This is a genomic window from Pseudomonas sp. NPDC012596 (assembly GCF_042902325.1).
In the GTDB taxonomy this organism is placed as follows: Bacteria; Pseudomonadota; Gammaproteobacteria; order Pseudomonadales; family Pseudomonadaceae; genus Aquipseudomonas.
Map to the genome: position 1 here is coordinate 168,577 of NZ_JBIBEB010000009.1, position 15,775 is coordinate 184,351.

At 66.8% G+C, this 15,775-nt stretch carries 4 protein-coding genes; 3 read left to right on the top strand and 1 reads right to left on the bottom strand.

The features are described from left to right. Positions 1-10 precede the first annotated feature (10 nt). Both ACFY68_RS13570 and ACFY68_RS13575 read left to right on the top strand, forming a co-directional pair. A complete protein-coding gene (locus ACFY68_RS13570; RefSeq protein ID WP_387527988.1) occupies positions 11-811 on the top strand; it encodes a substrate-binding periplasmic protein in 801 nt (266 codons plus the stop codon). A 63-nt stretch (positions 812-874) separates the two neighbouring features. Beyond that, positions 875-1,888: a GNAT family N-acetyltransferase gene (locus tag ACFY68_RS13575; protein ID WP_387527933.1), complete on the top strand. Its 1,014-nt coding sequence runs from the start codon at positions 875-877 to the stop codon at positions 1,886-1,888. Positions 1,889-1,956: 68 nt separating this feature from the next. Here the strand turns inward: ACFY68_RS13575 and ACFY68_RS13580 are convergent, their stop codons facing one another. After that, positions 1,957-2,487, bottom strand: coding sequence for an RNA polymerase factor sigma-70 (locus ACFY68_RS13580; RefSeq protein WP_387527936.1), 531 nt, complete (start codon positions 2,485-2,487; stop codon positions 1,957-1,959). A gap of 305 nt (positions 2,488-2,792) precedes the next feature. Between ACFY68_RS13580 and ACFY68_RS13585 the strand changes: the two genes are divergently transcribed. Next, complete coding sequence (locus ACFY68_RS13585; protein ID WP_387527939.1) at positions 2,793-15,746, top strand: non-ribosomal peptide synthetase; 12,954 nt, start codon at positions 2,793-2,795, stop codon at positions 15,744-15,746. Positions 15,747-15,775 lie beyond the last annotated feature (29 nt).

A 15,775-nucleotide genomic window follows, 5' to 3' on the forward strand; every position in this document is an offset into this window, starting at 1 on the left:
AGTGTCCGTGTTGACCCCAGCGCCCGGCCTGAAGGCTTTGTCCACCCTGTTGATGCTGGCCGCGGTATGGCTGGCGGTGCCGGCCTGGGCTGCCGAAGCCATTGATGTGAGGATCGGCGCCGCGCACTTTCCGCCTTACACGGTGCGCCCGGAGCAGGGCGCCGACACCGGCCTGCTGCCGCAACTGGTCGAAGCATTGAACCGCCTACAGCAGGACTACCGCTTCGTGCTGGTGCCCACGTCCATCCAGCGGCGTTTCGGCGATTTCCAGCAAGGCCGCACCGACATGGCAATCTTCGAAAACCCGGCGTGGGGCTGGCAGCAGATTCCGCATCATGCCGTGGACATGGGCCTGGAAGACGCCGAGGTGTTCGTCGCCAAGCAGGTCGACAACCGCGACCAGCACTATTTCGATGACCTCGCCGGCAAGCGCTTGGCGCTGTTCAATGGCTATCACTATGCTTTCGCCGGTTTCAACTCCGACCCCAACTACCTGCGCAAGACCTACAGCGCGACCCTGACCTATTCCCACGACAGCAACCTGCTGATGGTTCAGGCCGGGCGTGCCGACATTGCGCTGGTAACCCGCTCGTACCTCAGCGATTTCCTGGTGCGCAACCCCGCCAGCGGCAACCAGTTGATGGCCTCCACGCGCATTGACCAGGTGTATCACCACTTCGCGTTGTTGCGCCCAGGTGCCCCCATCAGCGATCAGCAACTGACTGCGCTGTTGCGCCAACTGCGCGACAACGGCGAGCTGGCCCGGATCTTCCAGCCCTATCGAATCGCCGTTGACGCCCCACGCGACTAAATTCCCGGGTTGCAGCCACGTTTTCAGGGGGGAGCCTTTCTTTCATTTCAGTGAGCCCTGCCCATGCCGTTCGATGCCGCTTCGCAGCCCCTGTCACAACCCCGCTGGCGCAGCCTGAGTGCCGACGAAGGTGACTGCTGGTTGAGCCTGACCCTCGAGGACAGGCCGTTGATCCAGGTGCGCCTGGAAACCGCCGATACCTTGGCCATCCACCTCGAGAGCCTTTGCCCAGAGCGCCCGCACCAGGCGCTGTGGGCTGCCTGCTATTGGCTGCTGTCACGTGACCAGGGCCGCCAGCGCCTGGCCTGGCACCTGCCAGAGGCGCTACCGCAGGCACTCGCCAGCGGCTTGTTGCTGGCCACCGAGCAGCCCGGCGTCTACCTGTGCGAGCGCACCTTGTTCTGGCAGTTGCCACAGCCTTGGCTCGGTCAGCCCGTGGGCGACGCTTACCCGCAACAGATGCAGATCAGCAACGGCAAGCGCCACCCGCGCCGTGCGCCCAAGCCCCGTGGTGAGGTATACCGGCGCTTCGACGCGCGCCTGGGTAGCTGGGTATCACTGCGCACCCTGGAGATCGACCAGGACCTGGAGCGCTTCAATCGTTGGCAGAACAACCCGCGGGTGGAGCAGTTCTGGCAAGAGGGCGGGTCGCTGGAGCAGCACCGCGAGTACCTGGCCAAGCTGGAGGCCGACCCGCATACCGTGACCCTGATCGGCTGTTTTGACGATCAGCCGTTCGCCTACTTCGAGGCGTACTGGGCCAAGGAAGACCGCATCGCCCCGTTCTACCAGGCCGACGACTACGATCGCGGCATCCACATGCTGGTGGGGGAGGAGGCGCACCGCGGCCCGCACAAGGTCGCCAGCTGGTTGTCGGCGCTGGTTCACTACCTGTTCCTGGATGACCCACGCACCCAGCGGGTGGTGGCTGAGCCGCGTGCCGACAACGGCAAGATGATCGGCTACATGCACGACCAGTGCTTCCATTGCGACAAGGAATTCGACTTCCCGCACAAGCGCGCGGCGCTGATGATTCTGGGTCGGGAGCGGTTTTTCGAGCGTTGCAGGCTCGCCTAGGGGCGAGAGCTTCAAGCTGCAAGAGAAGGGCGCATCGCCGCTGATCCATCTTGCAGCTTGCAGCTGCTTCAGGCCTGCCGGCTGGCCGTCTTGCGGCAATGCACCAGCGCATCGCGAATCATGAAGTTGACCAGCGTCGGCGACACGCCAAGCTCCTTGGCGATGTCCTTCTGCGGCACGCCGTGCAGGCGGTACATTTCGAACGCATAGCGGGTGCGCTGCGGCAGTTCGTTGAGCGCATCGGCAATGTGCTCGAGTGCCGCCAGGTTGATGTGCGTGGCTTCGGGCGAGGCGTTCGGGATGACCACGTTCATGCCTTCCTCTTCGCTGCCCGAATACCTCAGCTCCATGGCCTGTTTGCGGTAATGGTCGATGGCCAGGTTGCGCACGATCTGGAACAGATAGCTGAGCTGGGCTTTGAATGACGAAGTGATCTGCGGGGCGGCGCTGAGCCGGAAGAAGGCATCTTGCACGACGTCTTCGGCACGCGACCGGCAGCCGGTAATGCGCGCCGCGATCTTGACCAGGATGCTGCGGTTGTCGACGAATGCCTGGAGTAACGGTGAATCGCACTTACTTGTGGATAGTTGTTCCGCCATGGAAATCACCTTGTCTCAGAGGGGAATAGGAGCACCCAAGACAGGGAAGCTTCCTACGACGTGCGACAAGCTATTCAGAATGATAATGATTGTCAAATACGAAAGGTAATTAGTAACCGTTGGTTTCGGTTCTAAGCAGGTGAGCGTGACGCGCTTCACCTTTTGCCGGTTTCATGGCAGCGTCCTCGCGGTAATTTCTTCCGCTGCCCATCCGTTCCCCTCTGTACATCCGGCCGCCGAACGCTGCCCGCCAACCCGTGCGGGGCAACCGGCCCGACTTACCCAGACACTGGCAGGAACACCCCATGACGGACGCCTTCGAACTCCCGCTCTCGCTGGTCCAGGCCCTGGCGCAACGCGCTGCGCAAACCCCAGACCGCATCGCCTTGCGCTTTCTGGCCGATGCCCCCGCCGAGCAGGCCGTGCTCAGCTATCGGGACCTGGACCTGCGTGCGCGCACCATCGCCGCCGCCTTGCAGGCGCGCGCCGGGTTCGGTGAGCGTGCCGTGCTGCTGTTCCCCAGCGGCCCGGACTACGTGGCGGCGTTCTTCGGCTGCCTGTATGCCGGTGTGATTGCCGTGCCGGCCTATCCGCCGGAGTCATCGCGCCAGCATCACCAGGAGCGCCTGCTGTCGATCATCGACGACGCCGAGCCGCGCCTGCTGCTGACCGTGACGGCGCTGCACGACAGCCTCCAGGGCCTGGACGCCCTGGCCGCCGACAATGCCCCTGAACTGCTGGCGGTGGATGGCCTGGACCCGGCGCTGGCCAGCGCCTGGCGCGAACCCGCGTTGGCCGGCGACGACATCGCCTTCCTGCAGTACACCTCAGGCTCCACCGCGTTGCCCAAAGGCGTGCAGGTCAGCCATGGCAACCTGGTGGCCAACGAACAACTGATCCGTCATGGCTTCGGCATCGACCTCAACCCTGATGACGTGATCGTCAGCTGGCTGCCGCTGTACCACGACATGGGCCTGATCGGCGGGCTGCTGCAGCCGATTTTCAGCGGTGTGCCGTGCGTGCTGATGTCGCCAGGTTACTTCCTCGCCCGGCCGCAGCGTTGGCTGCAGGCGATCAGCGAGTACGGCGGCACCATCAGTGGTGGCCCGGACTTCGCCTACCGCCTGTGCAGCGAACGGGTCAGCGAGGCGGCCCTTGCCGGCCTCGACCTGAGCCGCTGGCGCGTGGCCTACTCCGGCTCCGAGCCCATCCGCCAGGACAGCCTGGCCACCTTCGCCGAAAAGTTCGCCGCGTGCGGCTTCACACCCGACAGCTTCTTTGCCAGCTACGGCCTGGCCGAGGCGACCTTGTTCGTCAGCGGCAGCCGGCGTGGTCAGGGTATCGGCGCGCTGGAACTGGATGCCGAAGCGTTCGCTGCCAACCGCGCCGAAGCCGGCCAGGGCAGTGTGCTGATGAGCTGCGGCTACCCGCAGCCAGGCCATGCGGTGCGCATTGTCGAGCCGCAGCGCCAGGAGGTGCTGGGTGACAACCGGGTCGGCGAGATCTGGGCCGGCGGCCCGAGCATCGCCCTGGGCTACTGGCGCAACCCCGAGGCCAGTGCGCGCACCTTCGTCGAAATGGACGGCCAGACCTGGCTGCGCACCGGGGACCTGGGCTTCATGCGCGAGGGCGAAGTGTTCGTCACCGGGCGCCTGAAGGACATGCTGATCGTGCGCGGCCAGAACCTCTACCCGCAGGACCTGGAAAAAACCCTGGAGCGTGAAGTCGATGTGCTGCGCAAGGGCCGGGTGGCGGTGTTTGCCGTCGACGACCAAGGCGAAGAGGGCGTTGGCGTGGCGGTGGAAATCAGCCGCAACGTGCAGAAGACGGTCAAGCCCGAAGCGCTGATCAAGACACTGCGCCAGGTCATCGCCGATGCCTGCCGCCAGGCGCCTGCCGTGGTCCTGCTGCTGAACCCGGGCGCGCTGCCCAAGACGTCCAGCGGCAAGCTGCAGCGTACTGCATGCCGCTTGCGCATGAACGACGGCAGCCTGGATTGCTATGCTCGTTTCCCGGCCGCTACCGAGCCGGCCGCGGCCGCCGCCGCCAGCGATGGCCTGCAGGCACGCATTGCCGGCATCTGGCGCGAGGTTCTGAAGGCCGAGTCGGTCGCCGCCGATGACCACTTCCTGCTGCTGGGCGGCAACTCCATCGCCGCCACCCAGGCTACCGCGCGCCTGTCCGATGAGCTCGGTATCCAGCTGGGCCTGCGCGTGTTGTTCGAAGCGCCGGTGCTGAGCGATTACTGCGCCGCAGTGGCGGCAGCCCTCGCCAGAGGCGGCCGAGAAACGGCAGCCATCGCCACCTTGAACCGTGGCAAGGCCCTGCCGCAGTCGCTGGCGCAAAACCGCCTGTGGCTGCTGTGGCAGTTGGAGCCGCACTCGGCGGCCTACAACATTCCTGCCGGCCTGCAGCTGCGCGGCGAGCTGGATCCTGCCGCGCTGGAAGCCGCGTTCCAGGCGCTGGTGGCGCGCCACGAAGCGCTGCGCACGGTGTTCAGCGAAGCAGACGGCCAGGCCCTGCAGCGTATCCTGCCCGAGCAGCCATTCACCTTGCACCGCCTCGACCTGCAAGGGCTGGCTGATGCGCAAGTAGCCGAGCGCCGCGAAGCAGAAGCGCAGCAACCGTTCGACCTGACCCAAGGCCCCCTGCTGCGCGTGACCCTGGCGCAGCTGGACGATGAAGACCATCAGCTGTGGGTGACCTTGCACCACATCGTCGCCGACGGCTGGTCGCTGAACATTCTGCTCGACGAGTTCGGCAAACTCTATGCCGCCCGCTGCCAGGGCCTGGAAGCCTCGCTGGCGCCGCTGCCACTGGGCTATGCCGACTACGGCAACTGGCAGCGCCAGTGGCTGGCCGAGGGCGAAAGTTCGCGCCAACTGGCCTACTGGAAGGCCCGGCTCGGCGATGCATCGCCCGTGCTCGACCTGCACCCTGACCAGCCACGCACCAGCCAGCAGCACAACCGTGCCGCACGCCTGAACCTGAAAGTGCCAGCCAGGCTCACCGACGCCCTCAAAGGGCTGGCCCGCGAACAGCAGGCCAGCCTGTTCATGGTCCTGCTGGCGGCCTGGCAAGGCCTGCTGCACCGCTACACCGGCCAGGGCGACATCCGCGTCGGCGTGCCCAACGCCAACCGCCCGCGCCAGGAAACCCAAGGCATGGTCGGCTTCTTCATCAACACCCAGGTGCTGCGTGCGCAACTGGACGGCCGCCTGCCGTTCAGCGAACTGCTGGCCCAAGTGCGCCAGGCCACCCTCGATGCCCAGGCCCATCAGGACCTACCCTTCGAGCAATTGCTCGAAGCGCTACCTGACGCCCGTGAGCAAGGCCTGTTCCAGGTCATGTTCAACCACCAGCAACGCGACCTCTCGGCCTTGCGCCGCCTGCCAGGGCTGCTGGCCGAAGAGCTGCCATGGCACAGCCGTGAAGCCAAGTTCGACCTGCAACTGCACAGCGAAGAAGACCACCTGGGCCGCCTGAGCCTGGCCTTCGACTACGCCGCCGAGCTGTTCGCCGAAAGCACCGTCAAACGCCTGGCCCAGCACCTGCTGGCACTGCTCGAGCAGGTGTGCGCTCAGCCGCAATTGGCCGTGGGTGATGTCGACTTGCTGGATGAGCCAAGCCGCCAGCAATTGCTCGCCTGGGGCCAGGCACCGGCGCCGGCGCCGCAGCGTCTGGTGGTCGAGCAACTCAACGAACAGGCGCGCCAGACCCCGGAACGCACCGCACTGGCCTGGCAAGGTGGCAGCCTGGATTACGCCGAACTGCACCAGCAAGCCAACCGCCTGGCCCATTACCTGCGCGACAAGGGCGTTGGCCCCGACACCTGCGTGGCCATCGCCATCGAGCGCTCGCCGCAGCTGCTGGTGGGCCTGCTGGCCATCCTCAAGGCGGGCGGCGCCTACGTGCCGCTGGACGTCGACTACCCGGCCGAGCGCCTGGCCTACATGCTGCGCGACTGCCAGGCCAGCCTGCTGCTAAGCAATAGCGGCACGCTCGCCAGCTTGCCGCAGGTCGACGGCGTCAGCGCCATCGCCCTCGACCAGTTGCACCTGGACAGCTGGCCAAGCCAGGCGCCAGGCCTGCACCTGCACGGTGACAACCTGGCCTACGTGATCTACACCTCCGGCTCCACCGGCCAGCCAAAAGGCGTGGGCAATACCCATGCCGCGTTGGCCGAGCGCCTGCAGTGGATGCAGGCTACTTATGCGCTGGATGACCGCGACGTGCTGATGCAGAAGGCACCGATCAGCTTTGACGTGTCGGTGTGGGAGTGTTTCTGGCCGCTGATCACCGGCTGCAAGCTGGTGCTGGCCGGCCCCGGCGAACACCGTGACCCGCAACGCATCGCCGCGCTGGTGCAGCAGCATCAGGTAACCACGCTGCACTTCGTGCCGCCGCTGTTGCAGGTGTTCGTGCAAGAGCCGTTGGCTGCGGGCTGCAGCAGCTTGCGCCGGCTGTTCTCGGGCGGTGAGGCGTTGCCTGCGAGCCTGCGTGACCGCGTGCTGCAATTGCTGCCGCAGGTACAGTTGCACAACCGCTATGGCCCGACCGAAACCGCCATCAACGTCACCCACTGGCACTGCCAGGCTGCTGATGGCGAGCGCTCGCCCATCGGCCGCCCGCTGGGCAACGTGCTCTGCCGTGTGCTGGATCCCGACCTGCAACTGGCGGCACCGGGCGTGCCGGGTGAACTGTACCTGGGTGGCGCCGGCGTTGCCCGTGGCTACCTGGGCCGCCCAGGCCTGACCGCCGAGCGCTTCGTGCCCCAGGCCGATGGCAACGGCGAGCGCGTGTACCGCAGTGGCGACCGTGCCCGCTGGCAGGTGCAGGCCGAAGCCCTGGAGTACCTTGGCCGCCTGGATCAACAGGTGAAGGTGCGGGGCTTTCGGGTCGAACCTGAAGAAGTGCAGGCTTGCCTGCTCGGCCAGCCGGGCGTCGAACAGGCACTGGTGTTGATCCACCAGGACGCTGTCGGCGCCCAGTTGGTCGGCTACTACAGCGGCGCCGCACCGGCGGATAAGCTGCTGGCCAACCTGGCAGAGCGCCTGCCGGCCTACATGGTGCCGGCGCAGCTGATTGCGCTCGACTACATGCCACTTGGCCCCAGCGGCAAGGTCGATCGCAAGGCGCTGCCGGCACCGGTCTGGCAGCAGCGCGAGCACGTCGAGCCGCAGACCGCGCTGCAACAGCAGGTCGCCGCGATCTGGCGCGAAGTACTCAACCTGCCGCGCATCGGCCTGCACGACGACTTCTTCGCCCTCGGCGGCCACTCGCTGCTGGCTACCCAGATCGTTTCGCGCACCCGCCAGGCGTGTGACGTAGAACTGCCGCTCAAGGTGCTGTTTGAGGCCAGTGAGCTGGCTGCCTTCTGCAGCGAGATCGCCCGCATCCGCGATGCCGGCGAGCGTAACCTGCACGGCGAGATCTCCCGGGTCGACCGCCGCCAGGCCGTGCCGCTGTCTTACGCACAGCAGCGCATGTGGTTCCTCTGGCAGATGGAGCCGGACAGCCCGGCGTACAACGTCGGCGGCATGGCGCGCCTGCGCGGCGCGCTGCATGTGGATGCCTTCGAGCGTGCGCTGCAGGCGCTGATCGTGCGCCACGAAACCCTGCGCACCACGTTCCCCGCCATCGATGGCGTGGCCTACCAGTGCGTGGCGGATGACAGCGCCGTGAAGCTGGACTGGCAAGACCTCAGCGCCTTGCCTGCCCCAACCCGCCAGCAGCGCCTGCAGCAACTGGCCGACGAGCAGGCGCACCAGCCCTTCAACCTTGAGCGCGGCCCGCTGCTGCGCGCCTGCCTGGTGAAGGCCGAGGAGCGTGAGCATTACTTCGTGCTGACCCTGCACCACATCGTCACCGAAGGCTGGGCCATGGACATCTTTGCCCGCGAATTGGGCGAACTGTACGAAGCGTTCGTCGACGAACGCGAGTCGCCGCTCGAACCACTGCCGGTGCAGTACCTGGACTACAGCGTATGGCAGCGCCAGTGGCTGGAAGGCGGCGAGGGCGCACGCCAGCTGGCCTACTGGAAAGCCCGCCTCGGCGATGAGCACCCGGTGTTGGCATTGCCCGCCGACCGCCCACGCCCGGCGGTACAGAGCCACCGTGGCGAGCTGTACCGCTTCGACCTCGACCCGGCGCTGGTCGCCCGGGTGCATGCGTTCAACAGCCAGCGCGGGCTGACCCTGTTCATGACCATGACCGCCACCCTGGCGGCATTGCTGCACCGCTACAGCGGCCAGCGCGACCTGCGCATCGGCGCGCCGGTGGCCAACCGCATTCGCCCCGAAAGCGAAGGGCTGATTGGCGCCTTCCTCAACACCCAGGTGCTGCGCTGCGAGCTGGACGGGCAAATGACTGCCGCCGCACTGCTCGACCAGGTGCGCCAGGCCGCCATCGAAGGCCAGTCGCACCAGGACCTGCCCTTCGATCAACTGGTCGAAGCCTTGCAGCCGCCACGCAGCAGTGCATACAACCCGCTGTTCCAGGTCATGTGCAACGTGCAGCGCTGGGCCTTCCAGCAAAGCCGCGACCTGGCCGGCATGCGCGTGGATTATCTGGTCAATGACGCCAGCGCCACCAAGTTCGACCTGTACCTGGAAGTAACCGACCTCGATGGCCGCCTGGGCTGCTGCCTGACCTACAGCCGGGACCTGTTCGACGCGCCGCGTATCGCGCGCATGGCCGAGCACTGGCAGCAATTGCTGGTCGGCCTGCTGGATGACCCGCAGCAGCGCCTGTGCGAGCTGCCGATGCTGGCCGAGGCCGAGCAGCAGGTAATGATCGGCCAGTTGCAGGGCCAACCTCACTACGCCCTCGACCAGACGCTTCATGGCCTGTTCGCCGCCCAGGCTGCGCGCACGCCGCAAGCCGGCGCGCTGACCTTCGCCGGCCAGCACCTGAGCTATGCCGAGCTCGACCAGCAGGCCAACCGCCTGGCCCGTGCCCTGCGCGATCGCGGTGTCGGCCCGCAGGTGCGCGTGGGCCTGGCGCTGGAGCGTTCGCTGGAAATGGTCGTCGGCCTGCTGGCCATTCTCAAGGCGGGCGGCGCCTACGTGCCGCTCGACCCGGAATACCCGCTCGACCGCCTGCGCTACATGATCGAGGACAGCCGCATCGGCCTGCTGCTGAGCCAGCGCGCGCTGCTCGAAACCCTGGGCGAATTGCCCGAAGGCGTGGCGCGCTGGAGCCTGGAGGACGACGCCCCGAGTTTGTGCGCTTACAGTGACGCGGCGTTGGACAACCTCAACCTGCCGCAACACCAGGCCTACCTGATCTACACCTCCGGCTCCACCGGCAAGCCCAAGGGGGTGGTGGTCAGCCACGGTGAAATCGCCATGCACTGCCAGGCCGTGATCGACGCCTTCGGCATGCGCAGCGACGATTGCGAGCTGCACTTCTATTCGATCAACTTCGACGCGGCCAGCGAACGCCTGCTGGTGCCGCTGCTGTGCGGCGCCCGTGTGGTGCTGCGCGCCCAGGGCCAATGGGGCGCCGAAGACATCTGCCAGCTGGTGCGCGAGCAACGGGTGAGTATCCTCGGTTTCACCCCAAGCTATGGCAGCCAGCTGGCCCAGTACCTCGCCGGGCAAGGCGAGCAACTGCCGGTGCGCCTGGTCATCACCGGCGGCGAAGCGCTGACGGGCGAGCACCTGACACGCATCCGCCAGGCTTTCACCCCGCAACAGTTCTTCAACGCCTACGGCCCGACCGAAACCGTGGTCATGCCGCTGGCCTGTCTGGCGCCAGACACGTTGCCCGCCGACGCCGGCAGTGTGCCGATCGGCCAGGTTCTGGGTGCCCGCAGCGCCTATATCCTCGATGACGACCTGGTGTTGCTGCCACAAGGTGGCATCGGCGAGCTGTACGTCGGCGGTGCCGGCCTGGCCCAGGGTTATCACGACCGCCCGGGCCTCAGCGCCGAGCGCTTCGTCGCCGACCCGTTCAGCCATGACGGTGGCCGCCTGTACCGCACCGGCGACCTGGTGCGCCTGCGCGCCGACGGCCTGGTGGAGTACGTCGGGCGTGCCGACCAACAGGTGAAGATCCGTGGTTTCCGCATCGAACTCGGCGAAATCGAAAGCCGCCTGCAGGACCATGCCGACGTCGATGAGGCCGTGGTCCTGGCCCTCGACCTGCCAGGTGGCAAGCAACTGGTGGGTTACCTGGTGTGCAAGCAGGCCGGCGCCGACAGCGAGACCCAGGCCCTGCTGCGCGAAGCGGTCAAGGCCAATGCCCGCCAGCACCTGCCGGACTACATGGTGCCGGCGCACCTGGTGCTGCTGGGCAGCCTGCCGCTGATGGGCAACGGCAAGCTCGACCGCCGTGCCCTGCCTATGCCAGACCTTGAGCAGGCGCGCCAGCATTATCAGGCGCCAGCCAATGAGCTCGAAGAGCAGCTGGCGCAGATCTGGCGCGATGTGCTCAACGTTTCCCGGGTGGGGGTGCAGGACAACTTCTTCGAACTGGGCGGCGACTCTATCCTGTCTATCCAGGTGGTCAGCCGTGCCCGCCAGCTGGGCCTGCAGTTCACCCCGCGCGACCTGTTCCAGCACCAGACCATCCAGACCCTCGCCGCCGTGGTCAGCCGTAGCGCGGCAGCGAGCAGCATTGAGCAGGGCCCGCGCCAGGGGCGCAGCGGCCTGACGCCGATCCAGCATTGGTTCTTCGACAGTGACGTGGCCCAGCCGCAGCACTGGAACCAGGCGGTATTGCTGGAGGCCCGGCAGCCGCTGGACAGCACCACCCTTGAACAGGCCCTGGCCGCGCTGGTGGCGCACCATGACAGCCTGCGCCTGCGCTTCACCCAGCGCAGTGGCCGCTGGCAGGGCGAATTCGCCGCCGCCACCGGCGAGCAGCTGCTGTGGACCGCCACAGTGGCCGACTTCAATGACTGTCAGGCCCTGTACACCGACGTGCAACGCAGCCTGGACCTGGCGCAAGGCCCGTTGCTGCGAGCCTTGCTGGTCAGCGACGGTCAGGGCGCCCAGCGCCTGCTGCTGGCGGTTCATCACCTGGTGGTTGACGGTGTGTCCTGGCGGGTGCTGCTCGAAGACCTGCAGGCGCTGTACCGTGGCCAGCCGCTAGCGGCCAAGACCCACGCCATGGCCGACTGGGCGGCGCGCCTGGCCAGCTATGCCGGCAGCGATTCGCTGCGCGACGAACTTGGCTGGTGGCAAGCCCAGTTGGGCGATGTGCGCCATGAACTGCCGTGCGATCACCCGCAGGGCGGCAATCTGCATCGGCATGCCGACACCCTGGCCGCCGGCCTGGACGTGGAGCAGACCCGTCAGTTGCTGCAACAGGCCCCGGCGGCCTATCACACGCAGGTCAACGACCTGCTCCTGACCGCCCTGGCGCGCACCCTGTGCCGCTGGACCGGTGACGACGAAGTACTGGTGCAGCTCGAAGGCCACGGGCGCGACGGCCTGTTCGAAGACATGGACCTGACCCGCAGCGTCGGCTGGTTCACCAATGCCTACCCGCTGCGCCTGAACCCGCAGGCCGGTGACGGCGACAGTGCCCGCGCCACCTCGATCAAACGGATCAAGGAACAGCTGCGCCAGGTGCCGCACAAAGGCCAGGGCTACGGGGTGCTGCGCTACCTGGCTGACGACGCCGGGCGCGAAAGCATGGCCGCACTGCCGCAGGCACGCATCACCTTCAACTACCTGGGCCAGTTCGATCAGCAGTTCGACGCTGCAGCGTTGTTCCAGCCGCTGGATGCCCCGGCAGGCCTGGCCCATGACCTGGATGCGCCACTGCCAAACTGGCTCAGTGTCGACGGCCAGGTCTACGGCGGTGCCCTGCAACTGCGCTGGACCTACAGCCGCGAGCGCTTCGACGAACGGACCATCGCCCAGCTGGCCGAGGCCTATCGCCAGGAGCTGCTGGCCCTGGTCGGCCACTGCCTGGCCGATGGCAACGGCAGCTTCACGCCGTCGGACTTCCCGCTGGCGCACCTGAGCCAGGAGCAGATCGACGCGCTGCCGATCCCGGCCGCGCAGATCGAAGACGTCTACCCACTGACCCCGATGCAGGAGGGCCTGCTGCTGCACACCCTGCTGGAGCCGGGCACCGGTATCTACTACATGCAGGACCGCTACCGCATCAACAGCGGCCTCGACCCGCAGCGCTTCACCCAGGCCTGGCAGGCCGTGGTGGCACGCCATGAGGCCCTGCGTGCGTCGTTCAGCTGGAGCGCCGGCGAAGCGATGCTGCAGATCATTCACAAGCCGGGCAACACACTGGTGGACTACCAGGATTGGCGCGGCCTCGACGACGCGGCCCAGGAACAGCGCCTGCAGGCCCTGCACAAGCAGGAGCGTGAGGCCGGCTTCGAGCTGCTGCACGAGGCGCCGTTCCACCTGCGCCTGGTGCGCGTGGCGGACGAGCGCTACTGGTTCATGATGAGCAACCACCACATCCTCATCGATGCCTGGTGCCGTTCGCTGCTGATGAACGACTTCTTCGAGCTCTACCAGGCCCTTGGCGAAGGCCGCCAGGCGCAGCTGCCGGTACCGCCGCGCTACCGCGACTACATCGGCTGGCTGCAACGCCAGAACCTCGACGAAGCGCGTGGCTGGTGGCAGGCTAACCTGGCCGGTTTCGAACGCGCCACGGCGCTCCCCAGTGACCGCCCGCTGCGCAATGATCACGCCGGCGACGGCATGGTCGTCGGCGACTGCTACACCCGCCTGGCGGTTAGTGACGGCGTACGTCTACGTGAACTGGCCCAGGCCCATCAGCTGACCATCAACACGTTTGCCCAGGCGGCTTGGGCCCTGGTGCTGGCCTGTTACAGCGGCGAGCGCGACGTGGCGTTTGGCGTGACCGTGGCCGGGCGCCCGGTGAGCATGCCGCAGATGCAGCGCACGGTCGGCCTGTTCATCAACAGTGTCGCCCTGCGTGTGCAACTGCCCGAGCCGGGCCAACGCCGCAGCGTGCGCCAGTGGCTGCAAGGCCTGCTGGAACGCAACATGGAGCTGCGCGAGTACGAGTTCCTGCCATTGGTGACGATCCAGGAATGCAGCGAACTGCCCAAGGGCCAGCCGCTGTTCAACAGCCTGTTCGTGTTCGAGAACGCCCCGGTGGAAACCGCGGTGCTCGACCATGCCCAGCAGCTGAACGCCAGCTCCGACTCGGGCCGTACCCACACCAACTTCCCGTTGACGGCGGTGTGCTACCCGGGCGACGACCTGGGCCTGCACCTGTCGTATGACCAGCGTTACTTCGACCATGCCACCGTCGAGCGCCTGCTGGCCGAGTTCAAACGCCTGCTGCTGGCGCTGGTGCAGGGCTTTGAAGGGGAGGTCAGCGATTTGCCGTTGCTGGGTGAGGATGAACAGCGCTTCCTGCTCGACGACTGCAACCGCACCGCGCGTGCCTACGCTTTGGAGCAGAGCTACGTGGCGCAGTTCGAAGCGCAGGTCGCCGCGCACCCCGAGCGCACCGTGGCCCGTTGCCTGGAGGCAAGCTACGACTATGCCGGGCTGAACCTGGCGGCCAACCGCCTGGGCCACGCCCTGTTGGCTGCGGGCGTTACCCTTGACCAGCCGGTGGCGCTGCTGGCCGAGCGCGGCTTGCCGCTGTTGGGCATGATCGTCGGCAGCTTCAAGGCCGGCGCTGGTTACCTGCCGCTGGACCCAGGCCTGCCGTCGGCGCGCCTGCAGCGCATCGTCGAGCTCAGCCGTACGCCGGTGCTGGTGTGCAGCGCGGCCTGTGCCGGGCAAGCGCGCCAGTTGCTGGACGAGTTGGCGGGGGTGGCGCGCCCGCAGTTGCTGGTATGGGAAGAAGTGCAGGCGAGCAGCATCGCCAGCCACAACCCAGGCATCCACAGCGGGCCGGACAACCTCGCCTACGTGATCTACACCTCCGGCTCGACCGGTTTGCCGAAGGGCGTGATGGTCGAGCAGCGCGGCATGCTCAACAACCAGCTGAGCAAGGTGCCGTACCTGGCGCTGAGCGAGCACGACGTGATCGCCCAGACGGCTTCGCAGAGCTTCGACATCTCGGTCTGGCAGTTCCTCGCCGCGCCGCTGTTCGGCGCCAAGGTAGAGATCGTGCCGAACGCTATCGCCCATGATCCACAAGGCCTGCTGGCGCATGTGCAGGCCACTGGCATCACCGTGCTGGAAAGCGTGCCGTCGCTGATCCAGGGCATGCTGGCCAACGATCACCAGGCCCTGGACGGCTTGCGCTGGATGCTGCCCACTGGCGAGGCCATGCCGCCGGAGCTGGCCGCGCAATGGCTGCAGCGTTACCCGGGCATCGGCCTGGTCAACGCCTACGGGCCGGCTGAATGTTCGGACGACGTGGCGTTCTTCCGCGTAGACCCCGCCTCGACCCGCGGCAGCTACCTGCCGATTGGCACGCCGACCGACAATAATCGGCTGTACCTGTACGGCGAGGATCAGGCCCTGGTGCCGCTGGGCGCAGTTGGCGAGCTGTGCGTCGCCGGCACCGGCGTAGGCCGCGGTTATGTGGGAGACCCGGTGCGCACTGCCCTGGCATTCATTCCGCACCCGCATGGTTCGCCGGGCGAGCGCCTGTACCGCACCGGTGACCTGGCGCGGCAGCGCCCGGATGGCGTGCTCGAATATGTCGGGCGCATCGACCACCAGGTAAAGATCCGCGGCTACCGCATCGAGCTGGGCGAGATCGAAGCCCGCCTGCACGAGCAGGTCGAGATCCGCGATGCCGCCGTAGGCGTGCAGGATGGCGTCAATGGCAAGCACTTGGTCGGCTACCTGGTGGCTCACCAGGGTATTTCGGCCGACGCCGCCCTGCTGGAGCAGATAAAGCTACGCCTGCGCGCCGAGCTGCCGGAGTACATGGTGCCGCTGCACTGGGGCTGGTTCGACAGCCTGCCGCACAACGCCAACGGCAAGCTCGACCGCAAGGCCCTGCCAGCCATCGACATCGGCGGCCAGCACAGCCAGGCCTACCTGGCCCCGCGTGACGAGCTGGAAACGGTGCTCGTCGGCATCTGGGCCGACGTGCTCAAGGCCGAGCGGGTAGGGGTGCACGACAACTTCTTCGAGCTGGGCGGGCATTCGCTTTTGGCCACGCAGATCGCTTCGCGGGTGCAGAAGCAGCTGCAGCTTAACGTGCCGCTGCGGGCGATGTTCGAGTGCAGCACGGTGGAGGAGTTGGCTGAGTACGTGCGCGGGCTGCAGGGCAGTGCGCTGGATGAGGGCAAGGTGGATCGGTTGAGTGACCTGATGGCCGAGCTTGAAGGGCTCTAGAAAAGCGGGGGGCGCTTTGCGCCCCTTTT